The sequence below is a fragment of the Proteiniphilum propionicum genome (assembly GCF_022267555.1).
Lineage (GTDB): Bacteria > Bacteroidota > Bacteroidia > Bacteroidales > Dysgonomonadaceae > Proteiniphilum > Proteiniphilum propionicum.
Genome location: NZ_CP073586.1, coordinates 1,616,862 through 1,638,245 on the forward strand (window position 1 = coordinate 1,616,862; position 21,384 = coordinate 1,638,245).

Annotated in this window: 16 protein-coding genes; 14 read left to right on the plus strand and 2 right to left on the minus strand. The window is 42.0% G+C overall.

Annotated elements, in window-relative coordinates; genetic code table 11:
• Positions 1 to 128: 128 nt before the first annotated feature.
• From KDN43_RS06530 to KDN43_RS06550, 5 genes are all read left to right on the plus strand, one after another.
• Positions 129 to 1,289: an ATP-binding protein gene (locus KDN43_RS06530; RefSeq protein ID WP_238868925.1), complete on the plus strand. Its 1,161-nt coding sequence runs from the start codon at positions 129 to 131 to the stop codon at positions 1,287 to 1,289.
• Between the two features lie 22 nt (positions 1,290 to 1,311).
• Positions 1,312 to 2,673, plus strand: coding sequence for a sigma-54-dependent transcriptional regulator (locus tag KDN43_RS06535; protein WP_327065923.1), 1,362 nt, complete (start codon positions 1,312 to 1,314; stop codon positions 2,671 to 2,673).
• A gap of 2 nt (positions 2,674 to 2,675) precedes the next feature.
• Positions 2,676 to 3,671 (plus strand): sensor histidine kinase, encoded by a 996-nt coding sequence (locus KDN43_RS06540; protein ID WP_238868926.1) that lies wholly within the window; start codon positions 2,676 to 2,678, stop codon positions 3,669 to 3,671.
• A 286-nt stretch (positions 3,672 to 3,957) separates the two neighbouring features.
• Positions 3,958 to 4,104, plus strand: coding sequence for a hypothetical protein (locus KDN43_RS06545; RefSeq protein ID WP_238868927.1), 147 nt, complete (start codon positions 3,958 to 3,960; stop codon positions 4,102 to 4,104).
• Positions 4,105 to 4,349: 245 nt separating this feature from the next.
• Positions 4,350 to 5,543, plus strand: coding sequence for a pyridoxal phosphate-dependent aminotransferase (locus KDN43_RS06550; protein WP_238868928.1), 1,194 nt, complete (start codon positions 4,350 to 4,352; stop codon positions 5,541 to 5,543).
• A 79-nt stretch (positions 5,544 to 5,622) separates the two neighbouring features.
• On the opposite strand, the gene KDN43_RS06555 is transcribed toward KDN43_RS06550, so the two are convergent.
• Positions 5,623 to 6,474 (minus strand): endonuclease/exonuclease/phosphatase family protein, encoded by an 852-nt coding sequence (locus KDN43_RS06555; protein ID WP_238868929.1) that lies wholly within the window; start codon positions 6,472 to 6,474, stop codon positions 5,623 to 5,625.
• Positions 6,475 to 6,486: 12 nt separating this feature from the next.
• Positions 6,487 to 7,263 carry an endonuclease/exonuclease/phosphatase family protein gene (locus KDN43_RS06560; protein ID WP_238868931.1) on the minus strand — a complete coding sequence of 259 codons (777 nt, stop codon included), beginning with the start codon at positions 7,261 to 7,263 and terminating at the stop codon, positions 6,487 to 6,489.
• Positions 7,264 to 7,474: 211 nt separating this feature from the next.
• Between KDN43_RS06560 and ileS the strand changes: the two genes are divergently transcribed.
• From ileS to mutL, 9 genes are all read left to right on the plus strand, one after another.
• A complete protein-coding gene (gene ileS, locus KDN43_RS06565) occupies positions 7,475 to 10,891 on the plus strand; it encodes an isoleucine--tRNA ligase (RefSeq protein ID WP_238868932.1) in 3,417 nt (1,138 codons plus the stop codon).
• A gap of 119 nt (positions 10,892 to 11,010) precedes the next feature.
• Entirely contained in the window at positions 11,011 to 11,391 is a 381-nt protein-coding gene (locus KDN43_RS06570; RefSeq protein ID WP_238868935.1) for a TraR/DksA family transcriptional regulator, read from the plus strand.
• Between the two features lie 93 nt (positions 11,392 to 11,484).
• Positions 11,485 to 12,162: a lipoprotein signal peptidase gene (locus KDN43_RS06575; RefSeq protein WP_238868936.1), complete on the plus strand. Its 678-nt coding sequence runs from the start codon at positions 11,485 to 11,487 to the stop codon at positions 12,160 to 12,162.
• Positions 12,104 to 13,009, plus strand: a complete 906-nt coding sequence (locus tag KDN43_RS06580) for a DUF4296 domain-containing protein (protein WP_238868938.1) — start codon at positions 12,104 to 12,106, stop codon at positions 13,007 to 13,009. Before KDN43_RS06575 ends, KDN43_RS06580 begins: the two co-directional genes overlap by 59 nt.
• 99 nt (positions 13,010 to 13,108) lie before the next feature.
• Positions 13,109 to 15,829, plus strand: coding sequence for a pyruvate, phosphate dikinase (ppdK, locus tag KDN43_RS06585; protein WP_238868942.1), 2,721 nt, complete (start codon positions 13,109 to 13,111; stop codon positions 15,827 to 15,829).
• Between the two features lie 278 nt (positions 15,830 to 16,107).
• On the plus strand, positions 16,108 to 17,472 hold the full coding sequence (locus tag KDN43_RS06590; protein WP_238868944.1) for a peptidylprolyl isomerase: 1,365 nt from the start codon (positions 16,108 to 16,110) through the stop codon (positions 17,470 to 17,472).
• Positions 17,473 to 17,489: 17 nt separating this feature from the next.
• Positions 17,490 to 19,115, plus strand: coding sequence for an OstA-like protein (locus tag KDN43_RS06595; protein WP_238868946.1), 1,626 nt, complete (start codon positions 17,490 to 17,492; stop codon positions 19,113 to 19,115).
• 67 nt (positions 19,116 to 19,182) lie between these two features.
• A complete protein-coding gene (locus KDN43_RS06600; protein ID WP_238868949.1) occupies positions 19,183 to 19,506 on the plus strand; it encodes a hypothetical protein in 324 nt (107 codons plus the stop codon).
• Between the two features lie 16 nt (positions 19,507 to 19,522).
• Complete coding sequence (gene mutL, locus KDN43_RS06605) at positions 19,523 to 21,358, plus strand: DNA mismatch repair endonuclease MutL (protein ID WP_238868950.1); 1,836 nt, start codon at positions 19,523 to 19,525, stop codon at positions 21,356 to 21,358.
• Positions 21,359 to 21,384: the final 26 nt, after the last annotated feature.

Below are 21,384 nucleotides of genomic sequence, written 5' to 3' on the forward strand. Positions count from 1 at the left end.
GTTGTGTAAATTTAAACAACAAATCCTGCAAATTTAAAGTTGTAGTCCTGTAAATTTAAAGTTAGAGTCCTGTATTTTTAAAATATTAAGTATCTTTGCATCCAAAACAATCTAAAAAACAATAAACTATGATGGTTAAGCGGGAAATAGAAGGTGCTATGAAACAACTTGCAGAAAAATATCCCATTATCGCACTTACGGGACCAAGACAATCAGGCAAAACAACGTTGCTAAAAGAGATGTTTTCGGATTACAGGTATGTGAACCTTGAAAATCCGGATACGCGAAATTTTGCGGAAACCGATCCGCAAAGTTTTTTAAACCAGTACGATAAATATGTTATTTTTGATGAAGTGCAGCGCGTACCGCATTTGTTTTCATATATTCAATCCATTGTTGACGATAGCAGAATAATGGGACAATTTATTTTTTCGGGTTCGCAAAACTTTCATCTGATGCAAAACATCACGCAAAGTTTGGCGGGTAGAGTTGCCATTTTTCGGCTTTTTCCGTTCGATTTTCAAGAATTGACAAATGCGGAACTACTTCAACCAGAATACGCGGAATATTTGAAAAAAGGTTTTTACCCTGCTATTTACGACCGAAATATCAAGCCTTCGGATTTTTATCCGAACTACATCGAAACCTACATTCAGCGCGATGTGAGCGAATTGATTGCCATCAAGGATATGAGCCTTTTCCAAAAGTTTTTGACATTGTGTGCAACTCGTGCAGGGCAGATGCTGAATATGAGCAACTTGGCAAAAGAATGTGGCATTTCGTCGCCAACAGTAAAGGCGTGGCTGTCGGCATTAGAAAACAGTTACATCATTTTTCTGCTGAGACCCTTTTACAACAATTTCAGCAAACGCATTGTCAAATCTCCCAAGCTTTATTTCTACGACACAGGGTTATTAAGTAATCTGCTAAAAATAAATGACGTATCGAAAATTGAAAATCAATCCATAAAGGGCACATTGTTTGAAAATATGATTATTTCGCAATACGTAAAGCGTCTGCATCATAAAAATGAAAAACAAATAGAGCCGTGGTTTTGGCGGGATTCGGAAGGCAACGAGGTGGACATGGTACTCGAAAAATCGCAGCAAACTGAAATTGTAGAAATCAAAGCAACACAGACCATTATGCCGGATTTGTTTAAGGGATTAAATTATTACGCTGCACTCGCAAAAGAAACGAAACTCATAAAAACATTGATTTACGGCGGAAACGAAAGGCAAAACCGTACCGTAGCACAAATTGTGCCGTGGAATGAAACAGATGTTTGATAAGTTTTTTAATTCAACAACCATGACAACCAAACAAGGAAAAATACTCATCGTTGACGACAACGAAGACATCCTCTTCGCCCTCAATCTGCTGCTGCAGCCGCACGTGGAAAAGGTGAAAGTTACAACGCAACCCGAACGTATCGTGCATTTTATGGATACGTTCGCACCCGATGTGATTCTGCTCGATATGAACTTCACAAAAGATGCGGATAGCGGACAAGAAGGATTCTTTTGGCTCGAAAAAATAAAAGAAACAGACCCCGATGCTGTGGTGATTTTCGTAACGGCTTATTCCGATACCGAAAAAGCGGTGCAAGCCATAAAAGCCGGAGCTACCGACTTTATTCCCAAGCCGTGGGCAAAGGATAAATTACTGGCAACGGTGGCTTCAGCTGTGGAATTACGCCGCAAACGTACAGAAGTTTCGCAACTGAAAAAACAAGTGGCGGCTCTTGAGAGCAACCTTTCGTTTCCTGAAATCATCGGAGAAAGCGAAGTGATGCAATCGTTATTTGACACCATCGACAAACTGAAAAATACCGATGCCAACATCCTGATCTTGGGCGAAAACGGAACAGGAAAAGATTTGGTTGCCAACCTGCTTTATTGCTGCTCGCCACGTGCCGACAAACCGTTTGTACACATTGATTTAGGTGCAATTCCCGAAACGTTGTTCGAAAGCGAACTCTTCGGATACGAAAAAGGAGCATTTACCGATGCCAAAAAAGAAAAACAAGGTCGGTTTGAAATTGCATCGGGTGGCACGTTGTTTCTGGACGAAATCGGGAACCTCACGCTCGCCACGCAAATGAAACTGCTAACGGCTATTGAAAAACAACAAATTATGCGCCTTGGCGGCACTTCGCCCATCCATATAAACGTACGTTTGCTTTGCGCTACCAATGCCGATATTCACGCGATGGTGGATCGTAGCGAGTTTCGGCAAGATTTACTGTACCGCATCAACACCATCGAGTTGCACATTCCACCGCTTCGCGAACGCGGAAAAGATATTGAACTGCTTGCAGGTCATTTTCTGCATCGCTTCGCCAAGAAATATAAGAAAGACATCCGAAGCATTTCCACATCCGCTTTACGAAAATTAAATTCATATAATTGGCCCGGCAACGTGCGCGAATTGCAACACGCCATGGAGCGCGCCGTGATTTTGGCATCGGGATACACGCTTTCCGCCGATGATTTTATATTGAAACCGGCATCTGCCAGAAAATCGAAATCCGAAAACCTGAATCTGGAAGAATTGGAACAATCCACCATCGAAAAAGCGCTTGAACAGGCCGACGGGAACATGAGTCAAGCAGCAGAACTGTTGGGTATTACTAGATTTGCCTTATATCGGAAAATTGAAAAATATAAGTAAGCATGAAACTTCAAACTAAATATATCTTTTTCCTGAAAATAATAGCCATTATGCTATTATCGCTCATTGGTGCATGGATTTACCTGAGAGGGTTTTACTTCTCGTCAGCTTTGATATTGGTTGGAATTGTGGCGGTTGCGGTTTCCATGTATTTCGACCGAAAAAAACTGATTAGCCGCATGGAGCAATTGATTGAGGGTATTCGTCATTCCGACTTTTCCACGCATTTTGTTAGCAATACTTCAAACGACGAGTTTCATCAACTTTCGCAAGAAATGAACGAAGCACTCGATATTTTTCGCTCTCGCACGCATGATGCTATGATGGACGAAGCCGAGTCGCAAGCGTGGCAAAAACTTATCAGTGTGCTTACACACGAAATCATGAACAGCATCACGCCAATTATTTCTCTTTCCGAAACGCTCAGCGAACGCGAAACGCCCAACGAAGACGGTTCCGAAGAGTATCACGTCATGAAGCATGCGATGGAAACCATCCACCGGCGCAGCAAAGGATTGCTTTCGTTTGTTGAAAATTACCGCAAACTCACGCGGCTGCCTCAACCCACCGTTCAGCCCATTCACGTGCAATCCATGCTGAAATCCATGCAGCAATTAATAGCACCTGGTGGCATTGAGTTTACGTATTCTGTTTATCCCGATCAACTTATTCTAAAGGCCGACAAGGGTATGACGGATCAATTGTTGCTCAATTTGCTAAAAAATGCCCATGAAGCTTGCGTTACACAATCTAAATCTAAAATCGACATAGAAGCCGTAAAGGTAGGCGACGAAATCCACATTTCGGTTTCCGATAACGGACAAGGTATTTCACCCGAAGCTACAGAGAAGATTTTTATCCCTTTTTATTCCACAAAGCCTTCCGGTTCTGGCATCGGATTGAGCATTTGTCGACAAATTATGTTACGACACAAAGGGAAGATAGTGGTAAGGTCAGATGAAAATGGAAGTAAGTTTACAATGGTTTTCCCAGGTTGATAAGCGACTACTTATCAACAATCTCTATATCTTTGTGAAAAAATCTATTGAGAATATGTTGTAAAACATATTTTTTGTTGTATCTTTGTGACGATTTAAATGGCAAGCGAGTTATTTGAAATCATTTTAGGTTATCAATTATTTACTGAAAGGGCTTCTTAATTAAACGGTTGCCGATGAATCATAACTTTTAAAGAACATTTTTAAGTTAAATGTGCAGAAGACAAGTACACTTGGGTAATGCTTTAACAGGAAAATGACTAAATTTTAATTGAAAGGAGAAATTATGACAATCAAAAGCCTGACAAAAGAAGAAATCTTGTCTCAGATAAAGTATCTGGAAAAGAACATCTCAAACGGATCTGCTACATATCGTACAAACAGATTGAACAGATTAAGAGTGTTGAAAGCCAGGTTGCGTTATGCAGGCTGAGGAAAATGACTATTTTGTCTTAAGCTGAGTAATCCAAATGTGGATTACGAAAGCTTTATTTTAGAATTTTACTACACATTATTATATATCTACATCAAGCTGCCTTTTGGCGGCTTTTTTTATTTTATATCTAAGAATAACCAAAAAAACTTGCCAATAATTTAGCACAAAGTGATTTTAATATTGTTTTTGTATATCTTTGTCTTGTAAATCTAACAAAAAGACTAAAAACATTGAAAATTATTATGGAATTATTATCTGCCAGACTAGCTGCCTTGTCGCCGTCGGAGACTTTTGCGATGGCTCAGAAAAGCAATGAACTGAAAGCTCAGGGCATTGATGTGATAAATATGAGTGTTGGTGAACCCGATTTTACCACTCCCGAGCATATAAAACAGGCAGCAAAAAAAGCTATCGATAATAATTTTTCATTCTACTCTCCTGTGCCCGGTTTCCCTGATCTGAAGAAAGCAATTTGCGATAAACTGAAAAATGAGAATGGACTGGATTATAGCCCGGCCCAAATTGTTGTATCCTGCGGAGCTAAACAATCGATCTGTAACGTAATCCTCTCAATTGTTGATAAAGAGGAGGAGGTTATTATTCCAGCTCCTTTTTGGGTAAGTTATCCGGAAATGGTGAAGTTGGCAGAAGGTAAATCTGTATTCGTTTATGCAGGGATCGATAAAGACTTTAAGATTACACCACAACAGTTGGAAGAAGCTATCACTCCCAAAACAAAAGCATTGATACTTTGTTCACCTTCAAATCCTACGGGAAGTGTTTATACCAAGCAGGAAATTAAAGCATTGTCTGATGTACTGGAAAAGCACAAGAACGTCTATGTAATTGCTGATGAGATCTATGAACATATCAATTATATCGGGAAACATGAGTCGATTGCTCAATTTGATTCAATCCGTGATCGTGTAGTTGTGGTGAACGGCGTATCAAAAGGGTATGCCATGACCGGTTGGCGTATAGGGTGGATAGCGGCTCCACAATGGATTGCTTCGGCATGCAGTATGTTACAGGGGCAATACACATCGGGAGCATCTTCAATCTCACAGAAAGCCGCTGAAGCAGCATATACCGGAGACCAGACCTGTGTGGATGAGATGAGAAAGGCGTTTGAAAGGCGAAGAAACCTTATTGTGGCCCTGCTTGAACAAATCGCGGGATTGAAGGTTAACAAACCTATGGGGGCATTTTATATTTTCCCCGAGTGCAGCAGTTACTTTGGTAAGTCTTATAATGGCAGAACCGTAAAAACTTCTTCCGATCTTGCTATGTACCTGCTTGAAGAGGCACACGTGGCGTGTGTTGGAGGGGATGCTTTCGGCGCTCCCGGATGTATTCGCTTATCGTATGCCATCTCCGACGAAAATATAACCAAGGCTGTTGCGCGGATTAAAGTGGCTTTGGAGAAACTATCCTGACTATTCTCAGATGAAAAAAATAAACCCTGCTTCCAGATGGAACCGGGGTTTGATTTTATTGGTATTTGGAGCACGTATGTCATAGTTTCGCCTCTATCATTACCGGGAAATGATCCGACGGAAAACGCCCGTACTGTATATCATTGAGAGTACCATATTTTTTCACAGTGATACCGGGTGTAATCCAGATATAGTCTATACGTCCTTTCATGGGAGCATCAGGCTTGAAAGAGTTGAAGGTGCCGGTTGTACCATAGGGAGGCTGTTCGGTTACCAGAAACGCATCTTTCAGTTTCCCCGAGTCGTATATAATCTGGATAGGCTCATCTTCGGGGGTCGCGTTAAAGTCTCCTGTAACAAAAGCTGGTGTGCTGCCGGCTATCTTTCTGATTCTGTCTATCAGTAACAACGATGAGTTTTTACGTGCTTCCCTTCCCTGGTGATCGAAGTGTGAGTTGAATACCAGGAACTCTTTTCCCGATTTCAGGTCCCTGAATTTTGCCCATGAACAGATGCGGTTGCAGCAGGTGGCATCCCACCCTTTACCCGGTACTTCAGGTTTTTCGGAAAACCAGAAATTGCCTTTATCCAACACTTCAAACCGTTTTTTCTTATATAGGATTGCAGAATGCTCACCTGAATCCTTTCCATCGTCACGCCCTGCACCTGCATAGGCGTATTCGTCCAACTCAACGATATCATCGAGCTGATGTTTAAAACCTTCCTGTGTACCTACAATATCCATGTCGTAAAAGCGGATCAACCCTTTAACCATCTCCTTTCTGTTTGGCCATGCATTCTCGCCGTCGCTGGGGGTGTCCATCCTCAGGTTGAAAGTGGCCACGTTTAGCGTTATCTTCTTTTTGTTTTGTGCCTGCAGAGATGCTAATGATACTGCTATAAGGCATATATATGCAAAGACTTTTCTCATTTTTTGAAAGTTTTAATTGTTGTCCTTTACTGAAACTGTTACCCATAGCGGAAGGTGGTCTGAGGCCATTAACTCATTTTCCACTTTTGTCTCTAACACATTGAAAACAAATTTAGGGTTATTCTTCACCATCACATAGTCGATACATTTTTTAGGATTATTAGCAGGGATTGTAGGTTGTAATGTATCATTCAAAACAGACCACGCCTTTAATAATTCCTGAATTTCTTCAGAGCCGGGGACGGCATTCAGGTCGCCTGCAAGGAAGACCGGTTTTGACGTGTAATTTTTTATCAGTTCATTGATTACATCGACCGATACCATCCTGTCGGGCTGATTCAACGACCAGTGAGTGCAGCAGATCACATAATCGGGCATTTCAACAAGCAGCAGGCTTCGCTGTTCTTCACTGCCGGGCAACAGGACTGCTTCTTTACGCAGGGGCTTTTCTTTTGTCAGTATGCCTATCCCGTAACCACCTCCCTGATAATCTATAGATTTATTATAGGTGGCAAACATCCCTGTGCGTTTGGCTAGCTCATCAAGGACAATAAAACCTCCGCTCCTTTGGGTTGCGCTGTCGAGCTCCTGAATTGCCGCACAATCGGCATCAATACGCTTGATTACTGATGCAACACGGTTGTAATCGGTTACTTCGTCCATGCCGCGGGCGTTGCGAACATTGTAAGATAGGATTTTGACTGTCTCGGTTTTATTGTTGTTCCGATTCGTCCCGCAGCAGATCATTACTGATATGGCAAGTAATAGAAACAGGTTGATTTTATGCATAAGATTTATTTTATAAAATCCAAAAATAGGAAAATTTTATTACAAAGAAAAGTTGATTGGTTCAAAGAGCTTAATTTTATGAGCAATGTTATAAAATTATTCGCTTCTAAATGTTATTGCAGAAGCACTAATACCAATAAATCAATTGCCATTTCTCAATTTTTTGCTACCTTTGCAAATTAATTTTCTATCAGGTATAAATTCATTGACAATGAGTAAAAAATTTCCCGAATATAGCCATTTGGACCTTTCAGAAATAAACAGGGAGATGTTGGAAGTATGGGATGAGAAAGATGTTTTCAGGAAAAGTCTGGAAACACGTAAGGGACATCCCCAGTTCGTGTTTTATGAAGGGCCGCCGTCGGCAAACGGAATGCCTGGTATCCATCATGTGATTGCGCGAAGCATTAAAGATATTTTCTGTCGTTACAAAACAATGAAAGGCTATCTGGTAAACCGGAAAGCAGGGTGGGATACTCATGGATTGCCTGTGGAGCTGGGCGTGGAGAAGTCTTTGGGAATAACCAAGGAAGATATCGGAAAAGAGATCTCGGTAGAGCAGTACAATTCGGCATGTCGTACCGAGGTTATGAAATATACCAAAGAGTGGGAAGACCTTACACGAAAAATGGGTTACTGGGTGGATATGACCGATCCCTACATCACTTACGATAACCGCTATATAGAGACCCTGTGGTATCTTCTAAAAGAGTTGTATAAAAAAAATTATCTTTATAAAGGGTATACCATTCAGCCCTATTCGCCAGCAGCAGGAACCGGACTGAGCACACATGAGCTTAATCAGCCCGGGTGTTACAAGGATGTGAAGGATACAACATGTACTGCGCAGTTTCTTATCAAGGATCCTCTCCCTGAGTGGACGGAATTTGGTGAGCCATTCTTTCTGGCATGGACAACAACACCTTGGACCTTGCCGTCGAATATGCTGCTTGCAGTAGGGAAGAATATTGAATATGTGGCAGTACAGTCTTATAATCAGTACACAGGCAAGCCAATTACCGTTATACTTGCCAAAAACTTACTGAGCTTATACTTCCCTCCTAAAAATGAGGGGCTTCCGTTAGATAGTTACAAACCCGGGGACAAGAATATTCCTTTCAGGGTTATTGACAAGGTTTGGGAAGGTTCCAAGCTGGAGGGAATACGCTATGAGCAACTGATCCCTTGGGTGAAAGTGACTGATGAAGCGTTTAAGGTGGTTACCGGTGATTTTGTAACCACAGAAGACGGAACGGGCATCGTGCATATTGCTCCCACCTTTGGTGCTGATGACGCAAGAGTTGGCAAGGAGAACAATATACCGGGATTACTGCTTACCGATAAAGAGGGCAACCTTCGCCCCATGGTTGACCTGACAGGGAAGTTTTTCCGGCTCGAAGAGCTTGATCAGCTGTTTGTAAAGAACAATATTAACGAAGGGCTTTACAGGGAGTATGCAGGACGTTATGTGAAAAATGAGTACGATGACTCTCTAACTGAAGATGATGCTACCCTTGATGTTGATCTCTCGGTAATGCTTAAACAGCAGAACCGTGCGTTTCGAATAGAGAAACAGGTGCATAATTATCCTCACTGCTGGCGTACGGATAAGCCTGTTTTGTACTATCCGCTTGACAGCTGGTTTATACGTACTACCGCATGTCGCGACACTATGATAGAGCTTAATAACACCATCAACTGGAAGCCCCAGTCAACTGGGACCGGACGTTTCGGGAAGTGGTTGGAAAATCTGCAGGACTGGAATCTGAGTCGGAGCCGCTACTGGGGAACACCTTTACCTATATGGCGTACCGAAGACGGCAAAGAGGAGAAATGTATCGGTTCGGTAAAGGAGCTTTTCGAAGAAATGCAGAAGTCGATAGATGCCGGCATAATGAATGAGCTCCCATGGAAAGGGCTGAATCTGAAAGAGTATAAAGAGCTGGCGTATGATAAAATTGACCTGCACCGTCCGTATGTTGACAATATAGTTTTGGTTTCCGAAAGTGGCCGGCCAATGAAGCGGGAGCTTGACCTAATTGATGTGTGGTTCGACAGTGGTGCGATGCCGTTCGCTCAGGTATTTTATCCGCATATTCCGGATGAGGAATTCCGGAAAGTATATCCGGCCGATTTTATTGCTGAAGGAGTGGATCAGACACGTGGCTGGTTTTATACCCTTCATGCCATCTCTTCTATGGTTATGGGGAGCGTTGCATTTAAAAATGTGATTTCCAATGGGCTGGTACTCGACAAGAACGGCAATAAGATGTCAAAACGTCTTGGCAATGCCGTTGATCCTTTCGAAACCATTGAGAAGTACGGATCCGATCCGTTGCGCTGGTATATGATTACCAATGCTGCTCCGTGGGATAATCTGAAGTTCGATATAGAGGGTGTGGAAGAGGCAAGGCGAAAGTTCTTCGGGACACTGTACAATACCTATTCCTTTTTCGTTTTATATGCCAATGTAGATGATTTCAGGGACCAGTATCCGCAGATAGATATAGAAAAACGTCCAGAGATAGATCGTTGGATAATTTCACTGCTGAATTCTCTGGTAAAGGAGGTTGATCAGGGGTATTGCTCGTATGAGCCAACCAAAGCCGGCCGAGCAATTTCAGATTTTGTGAACGATAATCTCAGCAACTGGTACGTGCGCCTGAACCGGAAACGTTTCTGGGGAGGAGAGATGACAAATGACAAGCTTTCTGCATATCAAACGCTTTACCAATGTCTGATAACTGTGGCAAAGCTGATGGCACCCATAGCACCATTTTATGCCGATAAATTGTACCTCGACCTGATTTCAGCTACTGATTGCAATAAAATTGAGTCGGTACACCTTGCCGATTTCCCGCAGTGTGATGATTCGCTGATTGACAAAGCACTTGAAGAGCAGATGTATTTAGCTCAGGCAGCATCTTCTATTGTGCTTGCATTGCGTAGGAAAGTGAATATTAAAGTGCGTCAGCCGCTCTCTAAAATATTGATTCCTGTAGAGGATGAGGAACAGAAAAAGTATATCAGGGCAGTTGAACCTCTCATCCTAAGCGAAGTTAATGTAAAGGAAATCAAGTTTGTAGATTCTGCAAATGAGATGCTGGTAAAACGTGTAAAGCCCGACTTTAAAAAACTTGGACCGCGATACGGAAAAATAATGAAACAGCTGGCGGTAAAAATTCAGGAACTTAATAACAGTGATATTCGTGAACTGGAAAAAAACGGTTCATTAATGATAAATGTTGACGGGCAAAATGTTGTTGTTTGTCAGGATGATGTTGAAATTATTTCCGAAGATATTCCCGGATGGCTGGTAGCCAACGAGGGGCGACTAACTGTTGCGTTGGATATTACGCTCACTGAAGACCTCCGCAATGAGGGCCTCGCGCGGGAGCTGGTGAATAGAATACAAAACCTACGTAAAGCGAAGAATTTTGAAATTACCGATAGGATCATAATTAAAGTTTCAGCCAATCCGGTATTTGATGAAGCCATAAAAGACTATGACGGATACATTAAAAATCAGGTACTGGCCGATGATATTTTTATCGTTGATAATCATCTGGAGGATGAAATAGAGATTGATGAATACTCTTTGACCATAAGCATACATAAAAACTGTTGAGAATTATCTGTTTTATATGTATATTTGTGCAAGAATTTACAAGTGAACAAAATATAACGGCGGTTGTTGTAGTTAAACTCTGATTCCAATAAGAGACACAGCCATAAACATCAATTATTATGAGCGAGAAGACAAAATATTCGGAAGAGGAATTGGAAGAATTCCGTGCAATCATTAACGAGAAATTACAGGTAGCACGACAGGAATATGAAAATTATCGTGCGGCTGTAACTAATACCGACGGTAACGATACGGTAGATACATCACCAACTTATAAGGTGTTGGAGGAGGGGGCTTCAACGCTCTCGAAAGAGGAAGCAGGCAGGCTGGCTCAACGTCAGATGAAATTCATCCAGAATTTGCAGGCAGCTCTGGTGCGTATAGAAAATGGCACATACGGAATCTGCCGTGAGACCGGTAAGTTGATCCCAAAAGAGCGTCTTCGCGCAGTACCTCATGCCACGTTGAGCATAGAGGCCAAATCAAAGAAGAAGAAATAACAGCTCGATAATGAAGATATTATTGGTGTCGGCAGTTTCAGAAGAGATTGGGCTATTTTCCATTAATTTATTAAATGCCCGTAAATTTACTTTATGAAAAGTAGTACAAAAAAGGCATGGACAGCACTATTGGTTGTTGTTTTAGTCCTTCTCGCAGACCAGCTTTCCAAAATATGGGTAAAGACACATATGGGGCTTAATGATACCATTGACATTACCGAATGGTTTAAAATCTATTTCGTAGAGAACAATGGGATGGCTTTCGGTATCGAAGCCGGTGGAAAACTATTCCTTTCACTTTTCAGGATTATTGCAGTTATATTTATAATTGTATTTCTTTCGAGACTTATAAAAGAGAATTACAAAACCGGTTTTATTGCATGTATTGCGCTAGTTCTGGCCGGTGCGTCGGGTAATATCATAGACAGTCTGTTCTATGGGGTTATTTTCGAATCGAGTTATCCCGGACATGTGGCTTCGTTTGTACCATGGGGAGAAGGCTATTCGTCACTACTTCACGGTAAGGTGGTTGATATGCTATATTTCCCCCTGTTTAGTGGCACTTTCCCCGGTTGGGTCCCAATTGTCGGGGGAGAAGATTTTCTCTTTTTCAGGTTTATTTTCAATATTGCTGATTCGGCCATCACGGTAGGTGTTATTCTGATTCTACTTTTCTACAGAAGAACGCTGTCATACGCATTACTGTCGAAAAATGAACGTGAAAAAATCGATAAAAAGCAACAGGAAAAAGGAAGTACAGGTGAAATGTAGGTTCGTCCAATATCTTTTTTTATTCACGGTAGTGGCTGGAATAATCTCATCCTGCCAGAACCGGCCGGGAGAAGTCTTGAACCGGAAGCAGATGGAACGACTGATGTACGATGTGTATGTTGCTGAAGCAACCATGGAAAACGATTATCAGAATTTTGACACCCCTGAGAAGAAGGAGGCTTACATCCGGAGAGTATTCAAGGCTCATAAAACAACTCAGGATCAATGGGATACATCGTTGTCGTGGTATTCTGACAGGATTGATATCTATCTGAAGATGAACGACTCGGTGAAAGCACGCATACAGAGGGATCGTCAAAAGGTTGATGCTGAAGTGGCCCGTCAATATGCACTTCAAAATACAGACCCCGCCTATCTTTCTCCATCTTTTATTCCCTCTTTCTACCAGTTCTCAAAAACAGACATGGGTAGAGGCTTCAGGTTCAAACTTGATTCTGTTGAAATTTTCTCCAAAATTACCGAAGATCATTTCTCGTTCACATTTAGTGTTACAGGCATCCCTCCTGTGTTCACTTCCCCTTTTGCATCGCTTATAATTATGGACTACCGGGATACAACAATTTATCTATCTCAGCAGATCAAAGAGAACATAATGTATAATTTCCCCGTAAATAAATATATTGATGGGGATACACTTTCACAAATAGCAGGTTTTGTTCATCTACAAGATTCAACCAGTATTAACCGTAACATCCAGCTATACAATATTTCCCTGGGGAACATGCAAAAAAAACTAGCTGTTGCCGATTCCACGGTTGATATTCCGGTACATGTGAACAGAGAATTGATTAAAATGGATAGTGACAAAAAAATCGAAAAACCATAAAATAATGATCTGCTTTTTGACAAATCACTATATTTGCCGGGTGCAATTCACAAAAAAACTATAAGTTTTAATATTTAATTTAATATAACTTTACATCAGATGGAAAGAAAGAGAGTTTACACCTTTGGAAACGGCGCAGCCGAAGGGAGAGCAGATATGAAAAACCTGCTCGGAGGAAAAGGAGCAAACCTTGCTGAAATGAATTTGATTGGTGTTCCGGTTCCTCCCGGATTTACTATTACCACTGAAGTTTGTACTGAGTACAACGAATTGGGAAAGGAGTATGTGATCGGCGTATTAAAAGATGAGGTTGAGAGCGCAGTTTCACGTATAGAAGAGCTGACAGGAACTAAGTTTGGCGATAAGAATAATCCATGCCTGGTTTCTGTACGTTCCGGAGCACGTGTCTCTATGCCGGGTATGATGGATACCGTGTTAAACCTTGGCTTAAACGATGATGCCGTTGAAGGGATAGCCGTGAAATCGGGTAATGACCGTTTCGCATGGGACTCATACCGCCGCTTTGTACAAATGTATGGTGATGTGGTATTGGGGATGAAACCGCAAAGTAAGGAAGATATTGACCCTTTTGAAGAGATCATGGATGAAATGAAGTTATCAAAAGGTGTGGAGCTGGATACAGATCTTACAACTGAAGACCTGAAAGAGCTGGTTAAGAGATTTAAGGTGGCAGTAAAGGAGAAAACCGGGCACGATTTTCCCGTCGATCCATGGGATCAGTTATGGGGAGCTGTCTGTGCAGTTTTCGACAGCTGGATGAACGAAAGGGCGATCCTCTATCGCAAAATGAACAATTTCCCCGAAGAGTGGGGTACTGCCGTCAACGTTCAGGCAATGGTTTATGGTAACATGGGAAAGACTTCGGGTACGGGTGTTGCATTTACCCGTGATGCGGCAACGGGCGAAGATATTTTCAACGGAGAGTATCTGATAGATGCACAGGGGGAAGATGTAGTATCGGGGGTTCGTACGCCTCAGCAGATAACAATTGAAGGATCTCGTCGCTGGGCTAAACTGCAAGGTATATCTGAGGAGGAACGTGCAGCGCAATACCCTTCACTGGAGGAGGCTCTTCCAGAATGTGCAAAAGAGCTTATAGATGTTCAGCAAAAACTGGAAGACTATTTTAAAGATATGCAGGACCTGGAATTTACCATTCAGGATGGGAAGCTTTGGATTCTTCAGACCCGTAGCGGAAAACGTACCGGAGCAGCAATGGTAAAGATTGCTATGGATATGTTGAAACAGGGATATATAGATGAAAAAACTACACTTAGACGCTGTGATCCGGAGAAGTTGGATGAACTGCTGCACCCTGTCTTCCACAAAAAAGCATTGGCAAGTGTAAAACCGGTTACCAGCGGACTTCCGGCATCACCAGGTGCTGCCGCGGGGCAAATAGTGTTCCATGCCGATGAAGCAGAAGAGTGGAGCAAAGAGGGCAAGAAGGTAATTCTCTGCCGTATAGAGACCTCTCCTGAAGATTTGCGCGGAATGGCATCCTCGCAGGGTATACTTACTACTCGTGGAGGAATGACCTCACACGCCGCAGTAGTAGCAAGAGGTATGGGTAAGTGCTGCGTATCAGCAGCCAATAACCTGTTTATCGATTATAAAGCGCGTATAATGACTATTAACGGCAAGGAACTGAAAGAGGGTGACTGGATCTCCCTTGACGGATCTACCGGAAATGTGTATGAAGGCAAAATTCAGACTCAGGATGCCGAACTTGATGATAATTTCAGAGAGTTGATGCTGTTAGCAGATAAATATGCACGTATGGATGTAAGGACCAATGCTGATACACCTCACGATGCTATCGTTGCGCGTAATTTTGGGGCTAAGGGGATTGGGTTGTGCCGCACAGAGCATATGTTCTTCGAAGAAGACAAGATTGTTCCTATGCGAGAGATGATTCTAGCCAAGAATGAGGAGGGGCGGCGTAAAGCACTTGAAAAACTGCTCCCATTGCAGAAAAAGGATTTTATTGGAATATTTAAAGCGATGGACGGACTTGCCGTTACCATTCGCCTTCTTGATCCGCCGTTGCATGAATTTGTTCCTCACGATGAAAAAGGACAAATGGAGATGGCCAAAGTTATGGGTATATCATATAAAGATATACATGAGCGTGTGGAAGGGCTTATGGAGTCAAACCCCATGCTTGGATTGCGTGGCTGTCGCCTGGGGAACCTATACCCCGAGATCACAGAGATGCAGACACGAGCCATCATGGAGGCTGCTATTGAACTGAAAAAGGAGGGCGTAGAAGCCTTTCCTGAGATCATGGTGCCATTAACAGGTATCGTCTTTGAGTTCAAAGCCCAGAAAGATATCATCGAAAAAACCATTCAACAGGTGTTCGCTGAAAATAACGACTCTGTGGACTATAAGATCGGGACAATGATTGAAATTCCGCGTGCAGCGCTTACCGCCCACAAGATCGCTCAGGAGGCTGATTTTTTCTCTTTTGGGACAAATGACCTTACACAGATGACATTCGGTTATAGCCGCGACGACGTTGCCAAGTTTCTGCCGATGTATATAGACAAGGGCATCCTAAAACAGGATCCTTTTGCTGTTCTCGACCAGAACGGTGTTGGACAACTTGTTCGCATGGCAGTCCAGAAAGGACGTGAGGTGCGCCCGACGCTTAAATGTGGTATATGTGGTGAGCATGGCGGCGAACCTTCATCGGTGAAATTCTGTCATACTGTGGGACTGAACTATGTTTCATGTTCTCCTTTCCGCGTACCAATTGCACGTTTGGCTGCAGCACAAGCTGCAATTGAAGGGTAAGGAAAAAGCCCTTCTGTGATATATAAATTATGCACAGGGCCCCTGTACACCGGGGCTTTGTGTGTTTTTTTAACTCTTTATCTAAATATCAGCAAAAAAAAGGGAAGCAGATATATATTTTTAAGCCATTTCCGAACCCAAACAACATTTGTACTGTTATTTATACGGAATAAAAAACATCTTCCCCTATTTTCATAACTTTTAATATATGATTGGTAGGCTTATACATGTAATATAAGTAATTTTACACTTCGTATTTATAAACCAATGAAAAGAGAATGAATTATTCAATAAAAATGCTTTTTGTTTTAGTTGCTTTTGTAGTTGTGCAACAACTCATCTCACAAAACAATGTTATAGATGAAATTGTATGGGTTGTTGGCGACGAGGCTATCCTGAAATCGGAGGTAGAGGAGTACCGTAAGGATATACTTATGCAAAATCAACGTATCGAGGGTGATCCCTACTGCTTTATTCCCGAACAACTGGCCATACATAAACTTTTTCTCGATCAGGCTAAGCTAGACAGTATTGAAGTGCAGCAGTCGAATGTGAATCGCGAACTTGAATACACTATCAATAATTATATTTCTTCTATCGGATCTGTTGAACGGCTGGAGGAGTATTTTGGGAAAAGTATTGCCTCTATACGGGAAGATCTTCGCGAACAGATCAGAGAGCAACAGTTGATACAAGGGGTGCAACAAAAGCATTTTGGCAATATTCAGCTGGCACCATCCGAAATTCGTAAATTTTACAACAGTTTACCGCAGGACAGCCTCCCATTTATTCCAACCGCCGTGGAGGTGCAGATAATAACTGTGGAACCTGAAATACCATTGTCGGAGATAGATAATGTGAAGGGCAGGTTACGCGAATATACCGACCAGATTAACCGTGGAGAAAAAGAGTTTTCCACACTGGCTCTGTTGCATTCCGAGGATCCTTCGGCCATTAAAGGAGGCGAGCTTGGCTTTATGAACCGCTCTGGATTCGTTCCCGAATTTTCTAACGTTGCTTTTGCATTAAGTGATCCCAAGAAAGTGTCTAACATTGTGGAAACAGAATATGGTTTTCACATTATACAGCTTATTGAACGCAGAGGTGATATGGGCAATTTCCGGCATATATTGCTTAAGCCCAAAGTGCCACAGGAGTCGCTTGATACGGCATTGGTCAGGTTAGACTCCATCAGGGGAGGGATTATGAGTAAAAAAATCACCTTTGAAGATGCAGCAACATATCTTTCTGCAGACAAAGATACCAGGAACAATAAAGGTATAATGGTGAACAATGTACCCAGGAGCTCTAATTACGGTACACCGAGGTTTGCTCTGAATGAGCTGAACCAGGATATTGCCAAGATTGCTGGCGAAATGAAAGAGGGGGAGGTGTCAGGGCCGTTTATCATGATAAATGACAAAGGCAGGCAGGTGGCAGCTATTGTAAAGATTACCGATCGAAACGAAGGTCATCGTGCCAATATCAACAACGATTATCAGGTCATTAAACAGATGGCTGAGAATGCCAAGCAGCAGCGGCTTGTGGATGATTGGCTGCAGGCTAAGATTGAAAAGACATACGTTCGTATAGACCCTGACTGGCAGGGATGTGAGTACAAATATAAAGGCTGGTTAAAGTAACCCCTTTTTTCAGGTATATGAATAGATCTGTTTCACAATTTTTACTGGGAAGCGCGCTTCTCATGGGTGTGTTTTTCCTTGTCATGGAATCGGTCAAAGCCCAACAGCCATCATCCGGAAAACCCATTAATGACTCTAAAACCCAGATTGTTGAAATGAAACAAGCCGATTTGTGGAATAAGAGGGATGGATTCAGTGCCGAGATTCTTATTGGCAATGTGATTTTCTTTCATGATGGCGCATTCATGTATTGTGATAGTGCTTATCTTTTCCAGCAGACCAACTCTTTTGAGGCATTCGGCAACGTTAGGATGGAGCAGGGTGATACCATCTTTGTATATGGCGATTATCTGCATTATAACGGCAATACACGACTGGCCAGGCTTCGGGATAACATTCGGATGGAAGACAGGACTGCAACACTCTTTACCGACAGCCTCGACTACGACCGTGTAGCAAACTTAGGCTACTATTTCGATGGAGGTATGCTGGTTGATGATAAGAATGAGCTGACGTCCTATTGGGGTCAGTATAACCCAGATACAAAAGAGGCTTTGTTCAGTGACAGCGTTAAGTTGATAAACGAAAAATACACCATATATTCCGATACGCTGAAATATAACACGGAATCAAAATATGCAGATATCCTGGGCCCCTCCAGGATTGTATCGGACAGTGGTTATGTAATTACCAGCAACGGGTGGTATAATACCGTGACTGAGGATTCACGCCTGCTTGATCGTTCTGAAATTTACAGTAACGACGGAACAAAAATCCTGATTGGAGACACTATCCTGTATAACCGTCAAACAGGAGAGGGTGAGGTGTTTGGCCATATGTTTCTTGAGGACAAGGTGAGAAAAACAATCCTACAGGGGAATTATGGTTTTTACAATGAAAAAACCGAGTATGGATTAGCTTCTGATTCAGCATTTGCAATCGACTATTCGCAGAAAGAGAGCTTGTTTGTTCACGGAGACACACTCATCATGAGTACAGACTCAACATACCGGGATATCAAAACTTTTTACAACGTACGCTTTTACAGGTCAGATCTTCAGGGTGTGTGCGACTCTATGCTCTACTCTTCACGCGACTCAATGGTGTATATGAATGGAGACCCCGTAATATGGAGTGAGAATAACCAGATACTGGGTAATCAGATAAATGTTTATCTGAATGACTCAACTATAGAAAAAGCTATTGTAAAAGATTATGCCCTTGCAATTCAGGACAGAGGAGAGGAAAATCAGTTCAATCAGTTGAGCGGAAGAGATATGACAGCATTTTTCAGAGATGGCAATGTGTATTATGTGCTGGTGGAGGGCAATGCCGAATCGTTGTACTATCTGGTAAAAGAGGATAGTACTATTATAGGGCTGAATAAAACAGAAAGCGCCTATCTGTCAATGGATATTGAAGGCAATAAAATCAAGAAACTGAAAATGTGGTCATCTACGTCTGCAGTAACCAATCCACTACCGCTACTCAAACCTGATGAGTTGCATTTGAAAGGATTTATCTGGCTTGATTATCTGCGTCCCTCCGGCTCTGACGATATATTCCGCATTAATGAGAGACGTGGTTCAGAAGCTGTAGAGCCCCGCCAGAAACGTTTCGAAAGAGAAGACATAACACTGTAGTGTGTGATTTGTCAATTTTAAAGGTATTCTTTACTTTTGTATTATTAAAAAATATCATTTATTACTTATGGCCACTTTTTTTTTCTATAATAACAGAAAACCGCGAAAATTCAATTATAAACCTATTCTGTATAATCCGGAAGAAGAGGCTCGTAAGGAGAGGCTGCAAAAACGTATTGAGGAAATTAAAAGAGAGATGGGCGTGTTGCCACCTGAGGAGGAAAAAGATAAGAAAGATTTTAAGACGGAATTCATATCCCAAACTCACTATCTGAGGAAACGAAAAGAAAGGGAGAAAGAAGGACGGCAAACAATTTTCTCTAACAACCTATTACTCATCGTTATTCTTTTAATACTTCTTGCAATTTTTGTTTTCTGGTTTTTGCGGTAAATATAACATCCTAATAATGTCAGACATAATAAATTTACTCCCTGATTCCATAGCAAATCAAATAGCAGCAGGAGAAGTAATCCAACGCCCCGCTTCTGTGGTGAAGGAATTAGTTGAAAACTCACTTGACGCGGGTGCTACCCATATTCAAATATACATAAAAGATGCCGGGCGCACACTAATACAGGTAATTGATAATGGCAGAGGTATGTCGGCTACCGATTTGAGGATGTCGTTTGAGCGACATGCTACTTCTAAAATCAGGAGTGTTGATGATCTTTTTGCACTCACTACAATGGGATTCCGAGGTGAGGCACTTCCTTCAATCGCGGCAATTTCTCAAATTGAGGCTAAGAGCCGAAGGACAGAAGATGAGCTGGGCTCATTGCTGGTTATTTCCGGTTCTAAACTTGAAAAACAGGAAATAGTTGCCTGTGCAGAAGGTACATCTGTTTCAGTAAAAAATATTTTTTTCAATGTTCCCGCAAGACGAAAATTCCTGAAATCCAATGAAACAGAACGTCGGAATATATTCTCCGAAGTTGAACGTATCGTGCTGGTCAATCCCGATGTAGAGTTTACCCTTATTGAAAATGATGTGGAGACTTTGCATCTTCCAAAAGCGGGATTAAGACAACGTATTGTACAAATGGAGGGGAAGAACGTTAATCAGCAGTTGATAGAGATAGATGAGGATACAACATTAGGAAAAATACACGGGTATGTAGGACGTCCCGAATTTGCCAAAAAAAGGAGAGCGAGCCAGAACTTCTTCGTCAACAACCGGTATATCCGCCATCCCTATTTTCACAGGGCTGTGATGGCCGCATTTGAGCCGTTGATAGCTCCAAATGAAAAGCCGGCTTACTATATATATTTTCAGGTAGATCCCGATACAATTGATGTAAACATTCACCCTACAAAGACAGAGGTGAAGTTCGAAAACGAACAGGCTCTCTGGCAAATTTTAATGGTTACGATAAAAGAGTCACTTGGAAAGTTCAATGCTATTCCAAGTATCGATTTCGACAGGGATGATGCTCCGGAAATACCCATTTTTGACTCATCACGCAGCTCTCCAATGCCAAAAGTGAGCTTCGACCCTGACTACAATCCCTTCCGAAGCCCTCATTCTGCAACTCAGAAAGCATCTTCACCTGTTTTTGGGTGGAAGCAGATTTATAGAGGTTTTGAAAATGAGAAACAGTATATTGCCGATTCAGATGGAGACACCAACAAAACACTCTTCAAGACGGCAGGGGCAGATCATAATATGTCTGATGCCGATCTCTTTCCTGAGCATTATCAGTACAAACAAAAATATATTCTCACATCTGTTAAATCAGGACTGATGATAATAGATCAGCACAGGGCTCATATACGCATACTTTTTGATAAGTATCTGGAAGAGATCAAAAACAGGAAAGGTGTTTCTCAAAGGGTCCTGTTCCCTGATGTGCTGGAGCTATCTGCATCAGAGGCATCTGTATTACCATCCATAACAGATGATATTGAAGCACTTGGCTTTGAATTGAGCGATCTTGGAAATAACTGCTTTGCTATTCAGGGTATTCCTTCAGAAATTGAAAACGCCGATCCGTCGTTACTCATTCGTTCCATGATTGGTAAAAGCCTGGAAACCGCAAGTGATGTGAAATCAGATATTCAGGAGTCTATTGCTCTTTCACTAGCTTGCCTGACTGCCATTCCACATGGAAGGACGTTAACATCTGAAGAGATGTTGCTTATTGTAAGTCAGCTCTTTGCCACTAAGACACCTACTTATACCCCAGACGGGCAAACAATAATAAGCGTACTTTCGGAAGCTGAAATTGAAAAAAAAATGCATTAAAATATAGTAATATAAATTTCACCTTT

What these genes read in the sequence shown, in the direction of transcription:
- KDN43_RS06530 (WP_238868925.1), top strand. Translation starts at nt 129, where the DNA reads ATGATGGTTAAGCGGGAAATAGAAGGTGCTATGAAACAACTTGCAGAA.
- KDN43_RS06535 (WP_327065923.1), top strand. Translation starts at nt 1,312, where the DNA reads ATGACAACCAAACAAGGAAAAATACTCATCGTTGACGACAACGAAGAC.
- KDN43_RS06540 (WP_238868926.1), top strand. Translation starts at nt 2,676, where the DNA reads ATGAAACTTCAAACTAAATATATCTTTTTCCTGAAAATAATAGCCATT.
- KDN43_RS06545 (WP_238868927.1), top strand. Translation starts at nt 3,958, where the DNA reads ATGACAATCAAAAGCCTGACAAAAGAAGAAATCTTGTCTCAGATAAAG.
- KDN43_RS06550 (WP_238868928.1), top strand. Translation starts at nt 4,350, where the DNA reads ATGGAATTATTATCTGCCAGACTAGCTGCCTTGTCGCCGTCGGAGACT.
- KDN43_RS06555 (WP_238868929.1), bottom strand. Translation starts at nt 6,474, where the DNA reads ATGAGAAAAGTCTTTGCATATATATGCCTTATAGCAGTATCATTAGCA.
- KDN43_RS06560 (WP_238868931.1), bottom strand. Translation starts at nt 7,263, where the DNA reads ATGCATAAAATCAACCTGTTTCTATTACTTGCCATATCAGTAATGATC.
- ileS (WP_238868932.1), top strand. Translation starts at nt 7,475, where the DNA reads ATGAGTAAAAAATTTCCCGAATATAGCCATTTGGACCTTTCAGAAATA.
- KDN43_RS06570 (WP_238868935.1), top strand. Translation starts at nt 11,011, where the DNA reads ATGAGCGAGAAGACAAAATATTCGGAAGAGGAATTGGAAGAATTCCGT.
- KDN43_RS06575 (WP_238868936.1), top strand. Translation starts at nt 11,485, where the DNA reads ATGAAAAGTAGTACAAAAAAGGCATGGACAGCACTATTGGTTGTTGTT.
- KDN43_RS06580 (WP_238868938.1), top strand. Translation starts at nt 12,104, where the DNA reads ATGAACGTGAAAAAATCGATAAAAAGCAACAGGAAAAAGGAAGTACAG.
- ppdK (WP_238868942.1), top strand. Translation starts at nt 13,109, where the DNA reads ATGGAAAGAAAGAGAGTTTACACCTTTGGAAACGGCGCAGCCGAAGGG.
- KDN43_RS06590 (WP_238868944.1), top strand. Translation starts at nt 16,108, where the DNA reads ATGAATTATTCAATAAAAATGCTTTTTGTTTTAGTTGCTTTTGTAGTT.
- KDN43_RS06595 (WP_238868946.1), top strand. Translation starts at nt 17,490, where the DNA reads ATGAATAGATCTGTTTCACAATTTTTACTGGGAAGCGCGCTTCTCATG.
- KDN43_RS06600 (WP_238868949.1), top strand. Translation starts at nt 19,183, where the DNA reads ATGGCCACTTTTTTTTTCTATAATAACAGAAAACCGCGAAAATTCAAT.
- mutL (WP_238868950.1), top strand. Translation starts at nt 19,523, where the DNA reads ATGTCAGACATAATAAATTTACTCCCTGATTCCATAGCAAATCAAATA.